The following is a 22,134-nucleotide window of genomic DNA, read 5'->3' on the forward strand; positions in this document are numbered from 1 at the left end:
CAATGTCATTAAGGGCTAAACTTAATGACATTGTTCCATAGGGATAGCCTTTTTTATTACCTATATTCTAACAGCGAAAAGTTAAAGGAATCTTGCAAAATTGTGATAGGAGCGTTGAAAGCGGCACTCTATAGTTAAGATAGATGGAACGAAGGAGGGAATCTACTGTTTCAAAATTACATTTTATAAGCCTAATTGAAAGCGGTGTCATTTATATTCGAGGAGGAGTTTATTTGTGCGAGATTTACTTTTAAGTAAAGTATGGATGCGTTTGATGTCCGTCATCTTAACCGTGAGTATGGTAACAGCGTTTATTCCACAAGGTACAGCTGCTGCGGCAGAAGAGGTTGATGAGGTAATCAGTTCCGGCTATACGGTAGACATTCAAGAAAGTATCAGCAGCAATGGGTTTACTCACCCAGGTGTTGGACTAACGAAGGAGACGCTCGAGAACTTAAGGACACAGGTACTGGCGCATAAGGAGCCATGGTATTCCTATTATAAAGGTATGATAGCATCAGCCCAGGCTTCCAAAACGGTCTTGATTAAAAATCAAAGCACAACGGATCCTACAAAGCCGGCAGCTAATTATTTTAACAGCCAGGGCATCCAATCCCGATTTATTAGCGATGCGCTGCTGGCGTATACGCAAAGTATTATGTATTTCATTACTGGCGATGTAACTTACCGGGCTAATGCCATGCAAGCGATACGGATCTGGTCCCAGATGGATCCTGCACAGTATGCATATTATACAGATGCTCATATTCATACAGGAATACCGCTGAACCGAATGGTTACGGCAGCAGAAATTCTGAGATATACAAGCAGCCCGACGCCTGAACTTGAATGGACGGAGCAAGATACGACGAGCTTCACGAACAACCTGATAAATCCGGTCATTGAAACGTTCCAGCACAGCAATAACTATTTCATGAACCAGCATACGTATCCACTGATGGGAGCGATGGCCGGTTATATCTTTACCAACAATAAAGAGAGGTACAACGAGGCAGTTGAATGGTTCACCGTGAATAAGACTGCGAATGATCAAGGCTTTAATGGATCAATCCGCCAGATGTTCCGAATGGTGGATACGAATGATTTGACAGGTGAACCGGTAACGCCGCATGTCCAGCATTTGGAGATGGGACGTGATCAGGCGCATGGCGGCGGAGACTTGACGAATGCTGTGACGATTTCCCGAATGCTCCTGGCTCAAGGAACAAAGGTGGATCCGGAAGATGGTACCGTATCTGAAAGCGCTGATGCAGTAGGGCCTTTCGAGTTTTTAGATAATCGTATTCTCGCAACCGCTAATTATTTCTGGCAGTATATGCTTGGTTATGATACCCCTTGGACACCGGTGGCGTATGCGATTTCACCGGACGGCACGATTAGAGATACCTATACCCATATTGCGAGCGGCTACAGAGGCAGGTTTAATACCGCAAACTTCTGGGATCTCTACTATTACTATACTTATGTGAAAGGGGAAAATGTGGCCGAGAAAGCTCCGTATTATTATGAGGCTTTTAAGAAGAGAACCCCACTTACTTTCTATTACGGCGGCGCTCTTAATAACAACTGGGATAACGTAGATGGCGGCGGTGATTTTTGGCTTTATATACCGAAGGAAGCCGAGTCAGAAGGAGAAGTGAATCTGCCCAAGCAGCAGACAAGCGCATCCTTGCTTGAAGTGGAAGAGCGGTATACCTCGTTAGATCATCGTACGGAAACGGTGCAGGAAGGAGATACTTCCTTCATCAGAATGAACGCAGCAGAAGCTGGAACAAAGATTGCCTTCCTGAGCTCCGGTTACGCTGCATCACAAACCTTTGGATTAAAGATCCGGACGAATGGTACAGCGACATTGGATATGCTTGGATCGTTATGGACATTGCCCGATACGAAAGGACAGTGGACCTATTTCACGGTATCGGGAACGATGGGTGACATTGCTTATTTGACGGTAAAAGGGGCAACTGGTACAACCGTCGATATAGATCATATTAATGCACAGGCAGGGGCACAATTGACACCGCCGGTATTTAGATCTGGCAGCTCTGATTTGAACGTATTTACTTACTTGGGAACAGCTCTTAGCCTGGATTTGTCTGCTGAGGATGCAGGCAGCACAGGCGTTATAACTTATGAGCTTCAAGCTTCTCCTGAAGGCTCGGAGATTAATGATGAGACAGGTGCATTTACCTGGCAGCCGGAGCAAGCTGGGACTTTGTCCTTTGTTGTTACCGCATCAGACGGTGTAACCGTGACAACTAAGAAAGTAACCGTAGTGACAGCTGGCGACAGGGCGTCTGCAGTAGAAGCAGCTATAACGCCATATGATTCAGATGAAGTTTACGTCTCCACTTCACTTGCTCATTATAAGTCTGTTTATGATGAGACGATGAACTTGATCGGAACAGCATCAGATGAAGACTTTAACGAGCAGCTGGGAGAGCTTCGAAATGCAGCTGAGAACCTGGAATTAACAACTCCTCTAAGATCGGATGGCAGTATCCATTACTCCGACGTTGTTTACTGGTCCAGCTGGGGGGCAGATGTGACCAAGCAAGATGATTTAAGCTATGATACAGGTGGCTATTATGGACTCGCTCTTGGAACACCGCCGCATCTATACCATATTCTTGATTTCGGACCGGATTATAAGGTTTCTGCGAACAAATTTGGATTCCAAAGTAATATTTTCGCCGATCGTCTAGCCAATTCAACCGTATATGGCTCGAACGATGGGGAGAACTGGACACGTCTGACACCGGGTGTCACACGTCTGACGCAGGAATTCCAAACACTTGATGTGGATGCTGCTTATCAGAATGAAAAATACCGGTTTATCAAGCTGGAAATGATTCAGCCTTTGCCTGATGTTCTGTATGGCATCGTCAGAAATTTCCTGGAGCTGCCCGAATTCAGAATTTATGGCACACGTTATGAGATTGACAATAAACTCGAATCGGTCTCCATGAGTTCGGATCAGGGCGTAAATGGCAAGATCTCAACAGGGGATTCGGTCAAATTAAACATCCAAACACGTGAAGAAATTCAGAACGTGAAGGTTCGTATCCAAGGTCAAGATGCTGCCGTCAGCAAGCTTGATGATAAGAATTGGACGGCGGAAGCTAAAATGGAACCAGGTGCACCAACCGGTCCTGTCAAATTTACAATCGATTATCTGAAGACTGATGGTACAAACGGAGAAACTGCTTTTTCAACTACGGACAGCTCTTCTCTTTTCCTTGTGGATGGGACGACTTATCTCGATGTGACCAAGCTCGCCAAAGTAACAGCTTCCGATCCGCAGTGGCCAGGAACCGGATTGACTGCTGATCAAGTAGGTTATTTGTTGTTTGATAGAGATTCAACTACGTATGGGGACCTTACCAATAGTACAGGAACGTATACCGTTGATTTTGGAGAAGGCGTATCCGTAGAGCTGAATGAAATTGTACTTATGCCAAGATCTACTCATCCTGCCAGAATGAATGGACTTATTATTCAGGGCTCTAAGGATAATGTGAATTGGACGAATCTTACGAAAGCGGTAGCCTCATCTCAGCCTAACAAATGGTTAGATATAAGTAAGGATCAGCTATTGGAGCATCGAGCTTACCGTTATTTCAGGCTTTATAATAGCACCGCATGGAGTGGTAATGTAGCAGAAGTTGAGCTTCATGGCACGTATACGGCATCTGCTGAAGTCGTGGCATCCAAGATCACAAGTCTTGCTGTACCGGCAAAAGGGGCTACCAGCTTAACGCTGCCTAAAGTGCCCGGAGGTTATTCGATCTCTCTTGCATCCACGGCACCTGAAGGAATTATTGGGACAGACGGTACAATTACTCAGCCTAATATGGACACGATTGTCTCGGTGGTTCTGACTGTAACGAGCGATGCGGATGGTTCTACAGCAAATACAGGTGTAATTCCTGTTGTAGTACCAGGTAAATCTGCTCCAATCAAAATCGATGTCACGGGGCTGGCAACCGTTACGGCCTCAGATAATCAGTATGTGAAAACGGGTTCCGGCCTGACGAAGGAACAAGTAGGATATTTGTTGTTTGACGGTAATACAACCACCTATGGTGATCTGATCACTGGCCCAGGTTCATATTACACGATAGATCTCGGTACGAACTCTTCGATTAATCTGACCCAAATCAAGCTTTCCCCAAGAGGGACGATGGGCAGCAGATTAAATGGACTTGTCGTTCAAGGCTCTAACGATAATACCAGCTGGACCAATCTGACGAATCCTATTTCGGGTGCGTTATCCAATACCTGGACCGATCTTAGACTAGATAAGATTGTGGACCATAATGCTTATCGTTATTTGAGACTCTATAATGCAGAGAGCTGGTATGGAAACCTTGCAGAAGTGGAGATTTTCGGTTATTACGACTATGACATCAATTCGAAGGTCGTTGCCCCAGATGGCTATACCCAAGCCAGCTACTATAACTATTTGAAAGAAATCGACAACATCAAGAAAGCTTCTATCGAGCCTGGAGCAGACAAAATGGACATTCTTGACCAACTGCTGAAAGCAAGAAATCTTCTAGTGTCTCTAGCAGACATTTATCCGAAGATCACCATTACATCGTCTATGTCGCTCGCCTCGTCTGTTTCCTGGGATGGAACAGCTGATGCTGTAACGAATGGCTGGCGTGCATTTGACGGAGATGCAGCCACTTCACCGGATACAAAAACCGCATCAGGCTGGGCTCGAGTGGATTTGGGCGTAGGCAATGAAAAGGTTATCGGCAGCATCCGGTTTATACCGCGTGCTGGTAATATTCCACGGATTAACGGTGCTCAGATTCAAGGCTCTAACGATGGAATGAATTACGAGACCTTATTTACGATTAACGGAATAACGGATTTGAAATGGTATTCTCAGCTCATTAACAGCAGTAAAGCTTATCGTTATTTGAGATACAACACACCAAGTGGTTACGCCAATATCGGGGATATTGAATTCCATGAGAAAGTGGCAGATCGCACATTGCTCGAGTTGTATATTGAAGAAGCCAAAGCTGTAGATCTTGACCCGTATACAGCTGATAGTGTCACGGCCTTCCAGACGGAATTAACGGCAGCGAAAGAGATGTTTAACAAACCTTCTGTAACGCAGGAGGAGATTGATACGGAGGCTGCAAAGCTTCGGCAAGCTCAATCGAATTTGAAAAAGCAACCCGTTCTCGCAAAAGGTGCTCCCGGTAAAGCTGTATTGTCCGATAACAACGGGTATGATACAGGCATTAAGGATGGCGACTATTCCGTCACAATGAATCTATGGTGGGGATATAACGGTACCGAATTCAAGCTGTACGAGAACGGCGAATTAATCAAGACACAGAAGCTGACGGACAACTCGCCTGAGGCGCAAACCTTCAAGACCGATGTTACGGGGAAAGCTAACGGAACGTATAAGTATACCTGCGAGTTAATCAATTCGTTTGGTACGACGGCATGCGATCCGCATGTTGTAACGGTCATAGAAGCGAGCCCTGGTAAGCCGGTTTTGTCCAATGATAATTGGGATAGAGATGGGGAATACAAGATCACTATGAATATGTGGTGGGGAACCAATGCAAGCGAATACCGTTTATATGAGAACGGTCAGTTGGTAGATACTCAGTCTCTTACAGCTGGCACGCCAAATGCTCAGTCTGCAGTAACGAGCCTTACAGGCAGAGAAGCAGGTGAATATGAGTATGAGGCTGTGCTTGTTAATGCTGCAGGAGAAACGAAGAGTGAGAAAATGAAGATTACGGTGAAATAGTTGGATCAAATAAGGTTGTTGACGAGACTGTCCCTAGGGCAGTCTCGTTGTTCCAAATGGAAGCAATAAACAAGTATTGACAGTTATGTTAACGCGGGAATATAATAAAAACCAGACGGATGAAAGCCCTTTCATAATTGGTGATTGGCTGTTTATTTGTTGTACCCGCATCAGGGTATTTATTTTTCTACTTAATGAAACCCGTTTCATGAAATAGGTTTCAGGTATGACTCTTTATATCTTGGCTGCCAATTCGGAATAGGAGGATATATGAATCATTCATTCGGGTCTAAGGCCATATCTATCGTGCCTGCAGATGGTTACGAAGGTTTTGAAGGTTGGGGTACTTCGCTGGCATGGTGGGGACATATTGTTGGTCAGTGGAGCAATATAGACAAACGGGAAGAAGTTCTGGATCTTGTATTTGACGCGGACAAAGGTCTTGGCCTCAATATTGTCCGGTACAATATTGGCGGTGGAGAGAATCCGTCGATCCAGCCGAATACGCTGCGCCCTGGCGGCGATGTTCCGGGATTTCAGCCGGAGAAGGGTGTATGGGATTGGAATGCGGATGAAGGACAACGTTTGGTCATGCTTGCTGCATTCGATAGAGGAGCAACCATTGCAGAGGCTTTTTCCAATTCACCTCCTTACTGGATGACGATCAGCGGCTCGGTTACTGGCGCAGTTGATGGCGGCAACAATTTGCAGGAAGAGTATTATGAGGATTTTGCAGACTATCTGACAGAAGTAGTTCAGCATTACAAAGAAGCTTACGGTATCGAATTCCGGACACTTAATCCTCTCAATGAACCAATCTCGAATTGGTGGAAGAAAGGCAATATTCAAGAAGGCGCTCATTTCACAATAGATAAACAGATGGAGATTATTAAGCAAACGGCTAACTCTCTTCAATTAAAAGGGTTAAGCGGAACAACGGTTAGTGCACCGGATGAGAACAGTGTGGATGAAACACTTGAGATGCTGCATGGTTATGATGAAGAGACGTTTAACAGCCTTGCTCAAATCAATACCCATACGTACACCGGCGTTCAATTGTCGGAGCTTCGCAAGTTGGCGGAGGAGAAAGGGAAACGTCTCTGGATGTCTGAGTACGGCACCGGCGGAACCGAGCCTCATAATCATGAGGATCTGAGCAGTGTGCTTGAGCTGGCGGAGCGAGTCATCACAGATTTGCATCAGCTGCAGCCCACGGCATGGGTGTATTGGCAGGCGATTGAAGATGAAAGCGCACAGAACAACTGGGGCTTTATACATACGGATTTTAGGCATGGAGACGGCAGCTATGAGCTGACGAAGCAGTATTACGCGATGGCTCAATTCAGTAAGTTTATTCGACCGGGCAGCCGGATTTTGTTTACTGGTGATGAGCGTTCTATTGCAGCCTATGATGCAGCAATCAAACAGCTTACAATCGTCACTTGTAATACCGGTGATTCGAGAGAAGTAAGTTACGACCTAAGCGCATTCCAGATAGATGACTGTGCAGCCAAAGTATATCGTACGTCACAGCGTGATAACTTGGCTGAATCTGAACTGTCCATGTACAGTAACGGATTTACGTTAGAACTTGACGGACAGTCTGTAACAACTGTTGTTTTGTCGAATATCGCATTCACCAACCAGATCTAGGGGAGGAATAGAGAGATGCAGGAAACGTTATCCAGTACGGATGGGAAAGTATATGCTCATACAAACTTAGCCGTTCAATATGACAAGTTCAGTTATAACATTAACGGACAGCAGATTTTCCTTAATAGTGCTGCCATACATTATTTCCGTATGCCAAAGGAAGAATGGCGGGAAGTGCTTGTTAAGGCAAAGCTTGCAGGGATGAACTGCGTAGATACATACTTCGCCTGGAATGTTCATGAACCGGAAGAAGGGCAATGGAGCTTTGAAGGAGACAATGATTGCGGCGCTTTTCTTGACCTGTGTCACGAATTGGGGCTTTGGGTAATTGCTCGTCCGGGTCCTTTTATTTGCGCAGAATGGGATTTCGGCGGATTCCCTTACTGGCTGAACAACAAAGGCGGGATAAAATTCCGGTCCTACGATGAGCAGTATTTGACTTATGTGGACCGCTATATGGATCAGATTATTCCGATTATCTGTAAGCGGGAGATAGGCGCAGGCGGTTCTGTCATTCTTGTGCAGGTGGAGAATGAATACGGTTATCTCGCAGACGATGAAACAGCACGAGATTATATGCACCATCTACGGGACGTGATGCTTGAGCGTGGAGTAACTGTACCACTGATTACATGCGTGGGCGGCGCTGAAGGAACGATTGAAGGTGCAAACTTCTGGTCAGGCGCTGATCATCATTACGGAAACCTCGTTAAGAAGCAGCCTCATACACCTAAGATTGTAACGGAGTTTTGGACGGGATGGTTTGAGCATTGGGGAGCTTCTTCCGCTACTCAGAAGACGCCAGCTTTATATGAGAAAAGAATGCTCGAAACGCTGCAAACGGGCTTCAGCGGTATAAGCCATTATATGTTCTACGGCGGTACCAACTTTGGCGGTTACGGCGGCCGCACAGTAGGGGCAAGCGATATCTTTATGGTGACGTCCTACGATTATGATGCACCGCTGAGTGAGTTTAATCGGGTAACGGACAAATATAATACAGCCAAGCGAATGTCCTATTTCGTAACAGCTGTAGAACGGATGCTGCTTAATACCGTCGAAGGGGATTCTGCTCTCGCTGCACTGCCACAAGGCTTTAAGGCACGGGTAAGAGAGAACGGTAATGAACGGATCTGGTTCGTCGAAAGCTCGAAGGATGAGCGCGAGACAACAAGCATGACGATACAAGGTGGCCGTACGATCCCTGTTACAATCAATGCTGGAGCAATCCTTCCGGTTATCGACAGGCTGCAGCTGGAGCCGGGTGTACAATTGACATGTAATACGTATCTGCTCGCCAATGAGCAGATCGACGGTATCCATACTTTAATCGTGTCGGCAGACAACGGCCAGCGCTCGTATATTGAGATCGAGTCGGAGCAGCCCGTTCTAGTTGAGTATGATGGAGTTAGAAGGCAGCAGCTATTAAATGGAGATAAAAAGGTGATTTTTGACCTCTGCCATTTCCAAGAGGCACAGATAGTTACACTCACCATTGGTAATAAGCCTTATCAGATTATTGCTATTAACAAAGAGACGGCCGACCGTTCATGGCGTATCATCGATAAGAACAGTGCGAAGTGGGCAATTGGTTATGCTGACTTTGATTTGCTGGCGGACGGCACCTTCAAGGCAGCATTACAAGATGGTGTGGAGCAACCAATTCTCCTTGGAGACTGGAACATGGAACCAAGCCATCAGGTCGCTCCTTACGTTTATCTGGAGGCTCCTTCACTAGAGGAGTGGAGCTCGGAGACTTGTGAGTTATCGGCTGCACAAGGTGAGGAAGCTGCCCAGCCTAAAGCATTCTCTGAGCTTGGTCAGCCTTATGGACATTTGCTATACGAAAGCGATTTTGTGGCAGGAGATCAGACAGAAGCCACTCTCATTATCTCGAGGCTTGAGGATACGGCTCGGGTATATGTGAATGGTACGGAACAAGCGCTGGTAGAGAAAGTAGGTGCTGCAGCAGTTAAGCTTCAAGTGAAGCCAAATAGCAGCAATCGTGTGCAGATTCTAGTGCAAAATATGGGCCGCCTCAATTTCTCGCCAAATTTAGGTGAGGTAAAAGGGGTAGCCGGTGCAGTCTTTGCAGACGGGCAGTCTTATGATCTCCTTCCGAATTGGAAGCATGAGGAGACAACTCTAGAGCTGAATGAAGTGAACGAACTTGCCAGCGGAACGATCATCCGCAGAACGTTCACGATGGATGGCGATTACGACCGTGCTGTCCTGGTAGGAGCTGTTAGCGGGAAGCTTAGCATTAACGGCAGAGAGATTATAATTGAAGGTTATCAAGATTGGTTCCTGCACCATACGCTTGATATTTCTGATTATATTCAGGATGGTGTAAATGAGATCGCTATGGCCTATGTGAAGTCACCACTCCAAAGGCTTGAACTACTCGTCTCTTCCTCGGAGAAGGAAATAAATAACTGGCGAATCGCTGATGTCGAGAAGCTGAAACGCGTAGCGTATGGTGGCGAAACAGGCATACCGGTATGGCATACGGTACAATTTGCTAAACCGTCGCTCCCTGAAGAAGTTAACGCCAAGTTAAAGCTTCGGTTAACGGGAATGAGCAAAGGTACGGTATGGCTTAACGGCTACAATCTAGGCCGATATTGGCAGGTAGGTCCTCAAGAGGATTACAAGATCCCAATGGCATGGCTTAAAGATCGCAATGAACTGGTTCTATTTGATGAAAGTGGAGCAAGTCCATCCAAGGTACGTCTGCTCTACGATAAACAATCCAATAAACGCTGGATTTCGCTCCAATAAGATAAAGCATAGTTAATAAGTTATAAACCGCTGCTTAGATGATGTTCATTATTTTGAATAAATCTGCTAGGCAGCGGTTTTTGTTTGACTAGTTTGTAACCGTTTACATGGAAAGGGGTGATGCCAAAACGTCCATCTCAGCGAGAATCGTCATAAGACTGAGGAATCTCAAATAAGGAGAGGAAAACATGAGAAAGATGAAACGATTATTGGCCGGAGTTGCGGCAGGCGGTATGCTTGTGGGTAGCTTTGGAATGACTGCATCTGCGGCAGGCTCTTACACAGCAGCTGCTGATCCATCTCAGCAGTATCAGACGGTGGAGGGCTGGGGAACATCCCTCGCCTGGTGGGGCAAAGTAGTAGGCGGCTATTCGAACAAGGATGAGTATGCGGACAAAATGTTCAGCACGACAAGCGGAATTGGCCTAAATGTCCTTAGATACAATATTGGAGGCGGCGAAAATCCAAGCTTGAATTACTTGGAATACCGTAAAGCAGTGCCTGGCTTCCAGACGACACAAGGTGTGTATGATTGGACAGCCGATGCCAACCAGAGATATATGCTGCAAGCAGCCAAAACCAGAGGCGCCAATGTATTCGAAGCCTTCTCTAATTCCGCTCCTTACTGGATGACTAATAGCGGCAGTGTTACCGGAGCTTCCGGCGGTGCTAACAATTTAAAAACGGATTATTATGATGATTTTGCCGATTATTTGACCGAGGTCGTCAAGCATTTCCGCGACAACTGGGGCATTACTTTCAAAACCTTAACCCCGCTCAACGAGCCGGTATCGACATGGTGGTCACTTGGCAACAATCAGGAAGGCATGCACTTTGATCGGGCGAATCAGAACACCATTCTAAGCCAGGTCAACTCTTCTCTGGTTGCAAAGGGACTTACAGGGACAAAGCTAAGTGCTCCGGAGGAATATAGCGTTGATGATTCTTCGGTTTCCTACAATAGCTATACGAGTGCCGTAAAATCTGCTATTTCGCAAATCAATACCCATACGTATGGTGGGACGAATAGGGCGGCTTTCCGTAATATCGCTGCCTCGAACGGGAAGACTCCTTGGGTTTCGGAATATGGGGACGGGGATGCCAGCGGCTTGACGATGTCCCGCACCATCTTGAAGGACATGAAGAACATGGGAGTAACCGCTTGGATTTATTGGCAAGCCGTTGACAGCGCAGATGGCTGGGGCTTTTTCAAAAATGTTCTCAACAATACTCAAACCACAAGCTATACCGTGAACAAGAAATATTATGTCATGGGTAATTACAGCAAATTTATTCGCCCGGGTTACAAAATTATTGGGATGAGCGATGCCAATACGCTTGCGGCGTATGATGCGGCATCCAGCAAGCTGGTGCTCGTAACGACTAACAGCGCAACAACGGACACGTCAGTTACCTATGATCTGAGCAAGTTTACGGCAACAGGCAGCTCAGCAGCAGTATACCGTACATCCTCCACCGAGGATCTTACCCAATTGTCGAACGTAAGTGTAACGAACAAGACGTTCACGGCTAACGCTAAGGCAAGCTCGGTCACCACGTATGTCATCTCCAATGTGACGTACACCGGAACAACGGGTTATCCTTCGACTGCCATCTACAAGCTGGTAAACAAGAACAGCGGGCTCGTCATGGATGTGAACAACGCATCTACAGCGAATAGTGCATCCATTCTTCAATACACGGATAATGGCGGCAACAATCAACGCTGGCAGCTTGTTTCCGCAGGCAATGGCTACTATAAGATCAAAAATGTAAACAGCGGCCTGCTCCTTGATGTCAATCAAAGCTCCACGACAGGGGGGGCTGCACTTATTCAGTACCAGGATAATGGTGGTTACAACCAGCAATGGCTGCCGGTAGACGCAGGGGGGTCACTCATCTTGGTTAACCGGAACAGCGGATTGACGGCAGACGTCAATTCGGCCTCAACGGCAAGCGGAGCAGCGGTAATCCAATGGGCGGATAATGGCGGGAACAACCAGCAGTGGACGCTTGTTAAAGTGAATTAGAACATAGTACGATAGTTTCATAGAAAGCACGACTTAAGGCTGAATCGCTCATGAAATCAATTTCATTAGCATACAATCTTTGGTATAATTTTAGGTATATTAGTTGTACTAGAAGGGAACCAGACGATGAAGCAAGTTACCGTATACGATATAGCCAAAGAAGCCAAAGTATCTGTTGCTACGGTCTCCCGGGTGCTTAATGACACTGCTCCTGTACGCGCTTCCACGCGGGAGAAAGTCGAAGCGATTATGCAGAAATATCAGTTCCAGCCTAACGCGAATGCGAGGAGCTTACTGAAGAAAGAGACGGGGATTATTGGCGTTATATTGCCGGATATTACGAACCCCTTTTTCCCTGAGGTGTTTTCCGGTGCAGAGCAGGAGGGGCGAGAGTTCGGACATACCTTTTTCCTTTGTAATACCATTGGCCTACATGACAAGGAATCTGAATTTCTAACCATGATGCAGGAAAAACGGGTGGACGGCATTATCTTTATGGGCGGGCGTATCAACTTGAAGGATTGTAAGCCAGCTTTAATTCAAGAGGTCGTCGAGCATGCGCAGAAAATTCCTTTGGTGCTCGTGAACGGGAATCTCAAGGATTCCGGTTTAACACGTGTAATTACGGATGAATATGCGGGCACTGTTCTTGCTGTCAAACATTTGATCGACATCGGCCATACGAAGATCGGATTTATCGGCGGCGAGAGTCATATGTCTACCACAGCGGTGAAAATTCGGGCATACAAGAAGACGATCAAGGATGCCGGATTGCAGCTGCATGAGGAATGGATCCTGCCGGGCAGCTTCTCGGTAGATTCGGGGCGTGAACAAATGGAGGCTTTATTGAAGTTAACAGATAAGCCTACAGCTGTCTGCTGTGTGAATGATTTTACTGCTATTGGTGCTATTAAGGCAGCCGTTGAACAAGGTCTGCGTGTGCCGGATGATATTTCGATCGTTGGGTTTGATGATATTCCGTTAGCTCATCATGTTATTCCAGAATTAACTACGGTCTCGCAGCAAGCGAATAGTCTTGGACGTACAGCGGTTCGAGTGCTGCGGGAGCTTATGAGTAAAGAAAAGGTCAAGAAGGTGTACTCGCTGGAGCCGGAGCTTGTCATTAGACAAAGTACGGCACCAGTAACAGATGGATATAAGATTTAAAAAAACAGCGGTAGTAGAAAATCGCCTTCACCTGATTAGTATTCCCAGGGTGGAGGCGATTTACATGTCGTTATTCTGTGTTATCTTCAAGCTTGCGCAGCATAAGAAACTGCTTGGCAAGAAACATTGGGGTATAGGGCATGTCCACCCGAAGCCAAGACACGATTGTTCCAATTAAGGCAGCTGAACTGTACCAGACGGCAATATCTTTCTGAATATTGTTTTTGGTAACAAAAGAGCTGTTTCCCCGCTTTTCGATTCCATCCGAGATGAGTTTAGTCAACAGTCTCAATAATCGATCTGTAAAGATTGTTGTACGATGGGATGCAAGAATGACCTTATAAAATTTCGAATGCTCCGCAATATGTTCGAGTAAATTAACAAGCAAAGTAGAATTAATTAATTCCGGTGAATCTGATTTTACAGTTGATTGATCCAATACGCGATGAATATCGTCAATCATGTCATCTGCCATCTTGTCCAGCATATCCGGGATGTCCTTATAATGAAGGTAAAAAGTGACGCGGTTAATTGTAGCGCGCTCTGCAAGGCGATTGACAGAAATCTTCTCTATCTCCATCTCCTCTAGCAGCTCAATAAAAGCATCTCTAAGCAGCTGGCGTGTCCGTAGAATACGAGGATCTGTCCGAGTTGTTTTGTCCATTGATCAAATTCCTTTCTTTTAGTAGTAATTCCTTTAGTTGTGAACTACAATTTCATTTTTAATGTATTATTTTCGAAGGATAAACTACAGTTATTTGTGTAACTGTCTACTAATTTACACTTTTGAATGGAATCGTCGCTTGTAAAGAAGGCGCCACGAGCTATAATTTAATTTATACAATGTTCACTATACGACACGTTGTAAATTTAGTCTAGAGAGACAAGAAAGAAGGATGGAGCGGTTGAGTAAAAGTTTAAATTCAAGCGGCAGTTCTATCAAGAAGGGGCCAATTTTATTCGTCTTGATTATAGGCGCCTTTATTTCGACGCTGAACCAAACGATTATGAGTGTTGCAGGTCCAGAATTGATGAACGATTTCAGTATTTCGGCGGCAACGGTACAATGGCTGACAACGGGTTATATGTTGGTCAACGGTATTTTAATCCCGATTACTGCTTTTCTAATGCAGCGATTTACGACGCGTGAGTTATTCCAGACGTCGATGATTTTATTCCTTATCGGTACCATTGTATCGGCTATTGCAACTGATTTTAATGTACTGCTAATCGGTCGGTTAATTCAGGCGGCTGGTGCTGGTATTATTATGCCTCTTATGATGACGGTTATCTTGACCTTGTTCCCTCCTGAGAAGCGGGGCGGTGCAATGGGATTGGTTGGTACTGCAATTATTTTCGCCCCGGCGATTGGACCAACTCTTGCTGGCTGGGTTCTGGAGAACTATAAATGGGAAATGATGTTCTACGGTATGATCCCGCTTGCAGTTATTGTTATAGTGTGCGGTTATATCTTCCTTACCAATGTATCGGAACGTTCTTATCCTAAGGTTGATGTCGTTAGTATTATCTTGTCCACTATTGGTTTTGGTGCAGTATTATTTGGCTTCAGTCGGGCAAGTAGTGCCGGATGGGATAGCGTAGAAGTACTATTGTCGATTATCGTGGGCCTTTTATCTCTGGGGCTGTTTACTTGGCGGCAGTTGACCTCAAGCAATCCGCTTCTTGAGCTTCGTGTCTTCAAGTACAATATGTATTCCTTAACAACCTTCATCAACATTGCCATTACTATGGTTATGTATGCAGATATGATACTGCTTCCGTTGTATCTGCAAAATGCACGTGGTTATACAGCTATGGAATCGGGTCTGCTCTTGCTTCCTGGCGCGCTTGTCATGGGCTTACTGATGCCAATAACAGGTAGACTGTTTGATAAATTCGGAGCGAAATGGCTGTCGATAGCGGGTATGGTTGTTGTCATTGCTACAACACTTGGTTTCATTAACTTGACAGATTCAACCTCCTATACGTATTTGGTGCTTATGTCTACAGGCCGCAGAATTGGCATGGCGCTTCTGATGATGCCAGTTCAAACGGCAGGACTCAACCAATTGCCTAACCGTCTGAATGCGCATGGTACAGCAATTTCCAATACAATCAGACAGGTAGCTGGTGCGATTGGTACATCGTTGCTCGTTACCATCCTGACGACCCAAACGAAATCGCATTTAACGGATGCGATGGCATCTGGTGCAACAGAAGGTGTGTCGCAACAGCAAATGATTACGAACGCTACGATCAGTGGTATGAATGATGCTTATCTGGTTATCGTAGGTATTGGTGTTGTAGGTCTCTTGCTCACCTTCTTCCTTAAACGTGTTCCACAAGCAACAGAGGAGAAAAGCACAGACACAATAGTAAATAAAGCTGCTGTTCAAAAAGGTTAATAGAAGATTTAGAAGAGCTGTCCTCGTGGGCAGCTCTTTTTTTATACCGTTTTGTCCTCCACTTTTACGACGTTTCCTGCTTTAGGCCGTAGTCCACAATCTTTTCGGGTGGTATAATAAAACAGTTAAAGAGGCTTTTTCCATCCTTTCCGTATGGTAGCTTGTTATTGGAACGAAAGGTGGCATCCCGTGAAAAAGAACCGCATGAACCTGCTGATTCAGCATCTTGTCTCTTATCTGCTGGTGCTCTTGTTTCCTGTACTGATCATATTAGCTTACTATTACCCACATTCTACAGCTGTCGTCAAACAGAAGGAGATGGACTGGAACACTCATCTGACAGAGCAAGTTATGAATTCTATGGATACGTTTACGCGTTATGTGTACAATTTGCCGTTCGAGCTCGTGAAGAACCGGGAGATCAAATTGTACAATACCGATGACAGAGACTATCAGCGGGTAATGATTGCTAATGAAATGCGCAAATATAATGCAACAGACGGCTTTATTGACAATACGCTGCTGTATCTGAAAAACATGGGTTATTTATTCGCCAAAACAGGAAGCGCTTACAAAGAAGAGGATTTCTCGAAGCCGGGTATTGGATATTACTACGAGAATTGGCCGCAAAAACAGATGTTTGCACAGCTCAGTCATTTGAAAGCACCTATCGTGAGGCCAGTAGAGGATGTTATCATACCGGGCAGTAATCATGTCCGTATGCTTACCTTTGCGCTTCCGCTGCCGATTGGCGGCTATGAAACTCCAGGAGCTGTTCTCATCATGGTTCGTGAGGATACGATAATCCGTATGCTTAATTCCATGTCTGAGATGTACAGCGGCAACTTTTTTATTATAGACACCGATGGACGCTCCTTGTTGTCTTCTAACCAGTCAGCTTACATTCCGGCAGATGAGCTTCAAGAATTTCTATCAGGTCTTGTAGAGAATGGGGAAGGAGCCGGCTTGTATAAAAAGGATGGTCATTCCTTTATCGTCTCTCACACCGTCTCGGATAAAAATGGATGGCAATACGTTAGTGTGCTGCCTGTGACCGAAATGCTGCAGGGCATTCAGTCTGTGCAGCGTAACACAATCCTGCTTATTGGTTTAATGCTGCTGCTTGAGTTTTTGATCATCTACATATCCATCCGCCGAAATTATCAACCGATCAAACGGCTGGTCGATTTCGCTGCCAACTTATTCGAGACAGTGGAGCGGAAGCCAATGAATGAGTTTGAGACCATCCGTTATGCACTTGGCGAGCTTGTATCAGCCAACAGCTCATTAGATGCCCGGGTGAAGCAGACGATGCGGGATAATTTATTGTTTGAGCTGGTCAGCGGGAAGACAGCATACGGACAGGAATATCTCGAGCAAGCCCTTACATATGGCATTGAATTTCCATATCACTCGATTGCAGTGGCTGTTATCGCAATGGATTCGTCTGTAAGTGATGACTGTACAGCCGAATATTTACGTTCAATTGAAGGAAGACATTCAGACGAGATGACAGGCTATATGCTTAAGAGTATTTACAGTCATGAAATGATCTTCGTATGCTCACATGAGCTCTCTTATTCCATTAAACCATTCTTAATAGAGCTTTGCAGGGAGCTGGAAGAAAAGACGGAAGCCAAGGTTCATATAGGCATTGGAGTAACCACCAAGCCAGACACGACAGATACTGTCCATGTTGCTTATTTGCAGGCGATGCGGGCTATCGAGCATTTGCGGCTGCGCGGCGGTAATCCTGTACTCGTATTTGATGAACTTGATTCACCCAAAGCCGGGTCGATTTCCTATTTCGCTGAGCTGCTGCAATCGCTAGAACTGGCGATTCTTAAGAATGATGCGGGGTCTGTCCAGAATATTACGGAGCGAATTAATTGCCAGCTTAGAAGTGAGGGAATGCCGCCTCATATGGTAAGAAGTGTATATATTAACACGGTGAGTGCCCTTCTAAATGGTCTTCAGCGGTTTGGCCCTAATGATGATGGATTGCTTAGACTTACCGATACAGCTTATCAGTACCGTTATACGGTTGAACAGATGACCGGTATTATCAGCGACAGTTGTACACGGCTCTGTGGAATCATTCAGAACATGCTCCCGACTGTGCGCCATGCATCACAAGAAGAGATAACCGACTTTATTGAGCAAAGGGGATTACATGCCGATTTTTCCCTCCAGCTCATCGCCGATCACTTCACGATGTCTGCTTCGAATTTCAGTCATCATTTCAAAAAAACGATGGGTCAGAATTTTAAAGAATACATTGATGTATTCCGTATTCAGACCTCCATTCAACTTCTGAGGAGTACGAATCAGACGCTGGATGCTGTTGCGCAGCAGACGGGTTTCTCCAATACCTCAAGCTTTATTCGCTGCTTCAAAAAAATCGTAGGAACAACTCCAGGGCAGTACCGGGAAACGCATAAGCTTATTTCCTGACTTGAAGTTGCTGCTGTATACCCCGGCCTGCCGAATTGATCGGCAGGCTTTCTGTTTGTTTAGTGGCAAGGGGCAATTTTTGAAGATATACAATAATTGAATTTAGCAAACGCTTTCAAAAATTGCTGATCGTTCGAATACTGTCCGTATACGGCTTCGTGCTGATGAGATTAGAGTGATTGTACCGGGAGCCAAAGTCCTGGCGCAGCGCTTCAGACTGATGCTGCTGCAAGTTATTAAACTTACTTATATGAGGGGGCAATGACATGCGGAAAAAAGTAGTCAGTTTCATCTCCGTCCTGCTGGCGGCAACGACAATGATGTCAGCATGCAGCAACTCGGGCGGCAACAATGGTAATGGCAATACGAATACGGGAAGTAGTCCAACGGCTAACAGTTCCACAGGTACGGACAGTGGGAAGAAAGTTAAGCTGACCGCCATTATGACGAAGCATCCTTTGACGAAACCTCTCAAAGAAATGGAATGGCTGCAGCAAGTAGAAGACAAAGCAGGGGTCGAGATCGAATGGCAGGAAATTACGGCTGACTGGGATCAGAAGAAGGGGACAATGCTGGCGAGCGGCGATGTACCTGATCTCTTTATTGGTCCAAACGTGATCACCGATGCGGACTTCGCACAATTCCAAGGCTTGTTCCAAGATCTGTCCGGTATGCTGGATCAAGCACCTAATGTTACGGCGATGTTCGAAGCGAAGCCGGAGACGAAGAAGATTGCCGAGCAGTCGGACGGAAAAATCTTTGGTCTACCGAAATATCAGCGTTATTGGCCATCTACGGCTTCACGTATGTACATTAACCAGAAGTGGCTCGATAATCTGAGTCTGAGCATGCCTACAACGTGGGATGAATTATATGATGTGCTTGTTGCATTCAAAGAAAAGGATGCAAATGGCAACGGTGATCCAAATGATGAAATTCCGATGGACTGGCCGGGCGGAATCGGCGGTTATTTCAACGCTGCTTATTTACTGAGCGGTACGGGGATGACCCTTACAGATGGCAGTCCGCAAGGCTACTTTGTTGAAGATGGTAAAGTGAAAAACTTTCTCGTTGATGAGCGCTACAAGACGATGGTTACCTTCTTGAACAAGCTGAATAAAGCAGGTCTCATTAATCCGGAAGTATTCACGCATGATTATACGAAATACCAGTCCGTTGCCCGCGGCGAAGGGGATATGGCGAAGGTTGGTTTTACGTTCGGATGGGTAGCCTCCGACCGGTTCGGCGAGCAGCTTGCTCCGCAATACACCTCGATGTCGCCAATAAAAGCTACTCCGGACAGTGCAGTATCTTGGAGCTATGACTATAACTCTTTGAACTATGGTATCAACCAAATTGTGATGTCAGCCAAATCGAAAAACAAGGAAGCGGTTATGCGCTTCATTAACGAGCTGTACGCTCCTGATATGGGGATGCAGGTTCTCTTCGGATCCCTTGGACCAAACATTAAGGATAACGGAGATGGCAGCTATAGTGTACTGCCGCCGGCTGATACGAAAATGGATCCAGGTACATGGAAATGGACATCTACGATGGCTGATAACGGTGCTTTCTATATCCCGGATACACTTCAATTGACGCTTGGCAAAGATATGCAGGAGGTTCTTGAGCAATCGAAGCCAATTGACGCCATTCAGATCGACGTAGATAATGACGTCTTCCCAGGTTTCCTCAAATATTCGAGTGCAGACAACAGCACGATGGGACTCAATAATACGAATGTCATGAATCTGGCGAATACCAACTTTGCCAAATGGGTTACAAAAGGCGGCATCGAATCAGATTGGGACAGCTATGTGAAGGAAAGCGAGAAAGCAGGTCTCAAGCAAAATCTTGAAATTATGCAGAAATACTACGACGAATACAAAAAGCAATAACAAGCAGGGGATCTGCTATGCGGCTTTCCAGAGCGGCGTAGCAGATCCGGCATGTTAAGGAGGGATATCAGCCTATGCGAACACGTGGAGGAGGACTTCGGACATTACGGCGGGATTATCAGCTTTGGATCATGATCGCGCCTGCTATTGCCGCTGTTCTAATCTTTAACTATATTCCGATGTACGGGATCCAGCTTTCGTTCCGGGACTTTGATTTTTCGAAAGGTCTGACCGGTGGCGAGTGGCGTGGCCTAGACTATTTCCGGCAATTTATTGACAGTTATCTATTCTCGGATTTGATGCGCAACACGTTTCTGATCAGCCTAGCGACGATTATCGTTGGGTTTCCAGCACCTATTATCCTCGCTTTAATCTTGAATCAGATCCGCCGTAAGCGGATGAAAACGTTGATGCAGACGACCGTTTATTTGCCGCATTTTATATCTATTATCGTGCTCGTTGGGATGATGAACGTTCTGATGTCACCGGAGACGGGTGTCATCGGTTATATGATGAAGGGACTTGGCTTAGGTCATATCAACTTGATCGCCTCAACCAATACGTTTATTCCGGTCTATGTACTCTCAGATATTTGGCAGCATTGCGGCTGGAACAGCATTATTTATTTGGCAGCGCTGTCAACAGTTGATCCGCAGCTATATGATTCGGCCAAGATTGACGGCGCGAGCAGATGGCAGCTTATCCGGAATGTAGATATTCCTGCTCTAATCCCAACAATCCTTATCCTGTTCATTCTTAGTATGGGGAATATCCTTAGCACCGGCTTTGAGAAAATCTTCTTGATGCAAAACTCGCTTAATTTGCCCGTCTCAGAGGTAATTTCCACCTATGTGTATAAGATCGGGATCATATCCAATCAATTCAGCTATGCTTCTGCTATCGGGCTCTTTAACACGGTCATTAACTTCGTATTCTTGTTTGCGATGAACGCCATATCGAAGAAGATGTCTAATACAAGCTTGTATTAAGACAGTTCTCGGAAAGGAGGGGGTCTACCTTGGCACTTAAAGGTTTAACCGGAAAGGAATTGGCTTTTCACATTGTGCTGTATGCCTTATGTGCGGTTATTTTTCTAATCATCGTTTATCCGCTGTACTTTATCATCATCGCTTCCTTTAGTGATTCAACACTGGTCTCGACGGGAAAGGTGCTGCTGTTTCCGAAGGGGTCAAGTCTATTCGGGTATAAGGAAATATTCCAGGACAGCCGTGTGTGGATCGGATATCGGAACACCTTGTTTTATACCGTATTTGGCACATTCGTAAACATGCTGTTTACGATGCCAGCTGCGTATGTGCTGTCACGGAAGGAATTTAAGGCGAGACGTCCAATCATGTTTCTATTTGTCATCACGATGTTCTTCAACGGAGGTCTTATTCCAACCTACCTGTTAATGAAAGACCTTCATCTGACGAACACGTTTTGGGTGTTTATTTTACCGTTTTGCGTTAATATCTTCTTTTTGATTATTGCACGTACCTTCTTTGAAACGGCGCTGCCCGCGGAGCTGCATGAGGCCGCTGTAATGGATGGCTGCTCGCATTTTATGTATTTTGCCAAGGTTGCGCTGCCACTCTCCAAGGCTCTAATCTCTGTTATTGGCCTCTATTACTTAGTAGGTCATTGGAATGATTTCTTTACGGGCTTGATCTACATTCGGGATAACAACCTGCAGCCGCTTCAGATCGTACTTCGTGACATCCTGTTGTCTAATCAGGTGTTCCAAAACGGTGCGGGTACAGGTGGTGGAGCTGCGTCGGGCGGTTATGCCCAGCGGTATGCGGACCAGATCAAATATGGCGTCATTATCGTGTCGTCTCTACCGATTCTCATGTTATATCCGTTCCTTCAGAAATATTTCGAGAAAGGGGTTATGATCGGCTCGGTTAAAGGATGATCTCATATGAAGAGGAGAATGT

General features: G+C 45.6%; 12 protein-coding genes. 10 read left to right on the plus strand and 2 right to left on the minus strand.

Annotated elements, in window-relative coordinates; translation table 11 throughout:
- The first annotated feature begins 235 nt into the window (after window positions 1-235).
- The 5 genes from FHS17_RS06780 (at window position 236) to FHS17_RS06800 (ending at window position 13,437) form a co-directional block, all read left to right on the plus strand.
- Entirely contained in the window at window positions 236-5,806 is a 5,571-nt protein-coding gene (locus FHS17_RS06780; RefSeq protein ID WP_167277095.1) for a hypothetical protein, read from the plus strand.
- 270 nt (window positions 5,807-6,076) lie between these two features.
- On the plus strand, window positions 6,077-7,459 hold the full coding sequence (locus tag FHS17_RS06785) for a glycoside hydrolase family 30 protein (RefSeq protein WP_167277098.1): 1,383 nt from the start codon (window positions 6,077-6,079) through the stop codon (window positions 7,457-7,459).
- Window positions 7,460-7,474: 15 nt separating this feature from the next.
- Complete coding sequence (locus FHS17_RS06790; protein WP_167277101.1) at window positions 7,475-10,240, plus strand: beta-galactosidase; 2,766 nt, start codon at window positions 7,475-7,477, stop codon at window positions 10,238-10,240.
- Window positions 10,241-10,428: 188 nt separating this feature from the next.
- Window positions 10,429-12,270 (plus strand): RICIN domain-containing protein, encoded by a 1,842-nt coding sequence (locus FHS17_RS06795; protein ID WP_167277105.1) that lies wholly within the window; start codon window positions 10,429-10,431, stop codon window positions 12,268-12,270.
- A 126-nt stretch (window positions 12,271-12,396) separates the two neighbouring features.
- A complete protein-coding gene (locus FHS17_RS06800; protein ID WP_167277109.1) occupies window positions 12,397-13,437 on the plus strand; it encodes a LacI family DNA-binding transcriptional regulator in 1,041 nt (346 codons plus the stop codon).
- 70 nt (window positions 13,438-13,507) lie between these two features.
- On the opposite strand, the gene FHS17_RS06805 is transcribed toward FHS17_RS06800, so the two are convergent.
- Entirely contained in the window at window positions 13,508-14,101 is a 594-nt protein-coding gene (locus FHS17_RS06805) for a TetR/AcrR family transcriptional regulator (protein ID WP_167277112.1), read from the minus strand.
- A gap of 232 nt (window positions 14,102-14,333) precedes the next feature.
- On the opposite strand from FHS17_RS06805, the gene FHS17_RS06810 reads away from it, so the two are divergent.
- Window positions 14,334-15,842, plus strand: coding sequence for a DHA2 family efflux MFS transporter permease subunit (locus FHS17_RS06810; RefSeq protein WP_167277115.1), 1,509 nt, complete (start codon window positions 14,334-14,336; stop codon window positions 15,840-15,842).
- Between the two features lie 189 nt (window positions 15,843-16,031).
- The gene (locus FHS17_RS06815; protein WP_167277118.1) at window positions 16,032-18,296 is read left to right on the plus strand and encodes a helix-turn-helix domain-containing protein; all 2,265 of its coding nucleotides are present in this window, start codon (window positions 16,032-16,034) and stop codon (window positions 18,294-18,296) included.
- A 115-nt stretch (window positions 18,297-18,411) separates the two neighbouring features.
- Here the strand turns inward: FHS17_RS06815 and FHS17_RS06820 are convergent, their stop codons facing one another.
- Complete coding sequence (locus tag FHS17_RS06820; RefSeq protein ID WP_167277121.1) at window positions 18,412-18,588, minus strand: hypothetical protein; 177 nt, start codon at window positions 18,586-18,588, stop codon at window positions 18,412-18,414.
- Here FHS17_RS06820 and FHS17_RS06825 point away from each other — a divergent pair.
- The 3 genes from FHS17_RS06825 (at window position 18,563) to FHS17_RS06835 (ending at window position 22,112) form a co-directional block, all read left to right on the plus strand.
- Window positions 18,563-20,194, plus strand: coding sequence for an ABC transporter substrate-binding protein (locus tag FHS17_RS06825; RefSeq protein ID WP_167277125.1), 1,632 nt, complete (start codon window positions 18,563-18,565; stop codon window positions 20,192-20,194). The two genes, FHS17_RS06820 and FHS17_RS06825, sit on opposite strands and share 26 nt — an antisense overlap.
- A gap of 74 nt (window positions 20,195-20,268) precedes the next feature.
- Window positions 20,269-21,183 (plus strand): ABC transporter permease, encoded by a 915-nt coding sequence (locus FHS17_RS06830; RefSeq protein WP_167277128.1) that lies wholly within the window; start codon window positions 20,269-20,271, stop codon window positions 21,181-21,183.
- A 29-nt stretch (window positions 21,184-21,212) separates the two neighbouring features.
- On the plus strand, window positions 21,213-22,112 hold the full coding sequence (locus FHS17_RS06835; protein ID WP_167277132.1) for a carbohydrate ABC transporter permease: 900 nt from the start codon (window positions 21,213-21,215) through the stop codon (window positions 22,110-22,112).
- Window positions 22,113-22,134: the final 22 nt, after the last annotated feature.

Source organism: Paenibacillus lupini (genome assembly GCF_011761355.1).
Classification (GTDB): Bacteria; Bacillota; Bacilli; order Paenibacillales; family Paenibacillaceae; genus Pristimantibacillus; species Pristimantibacillus lupini.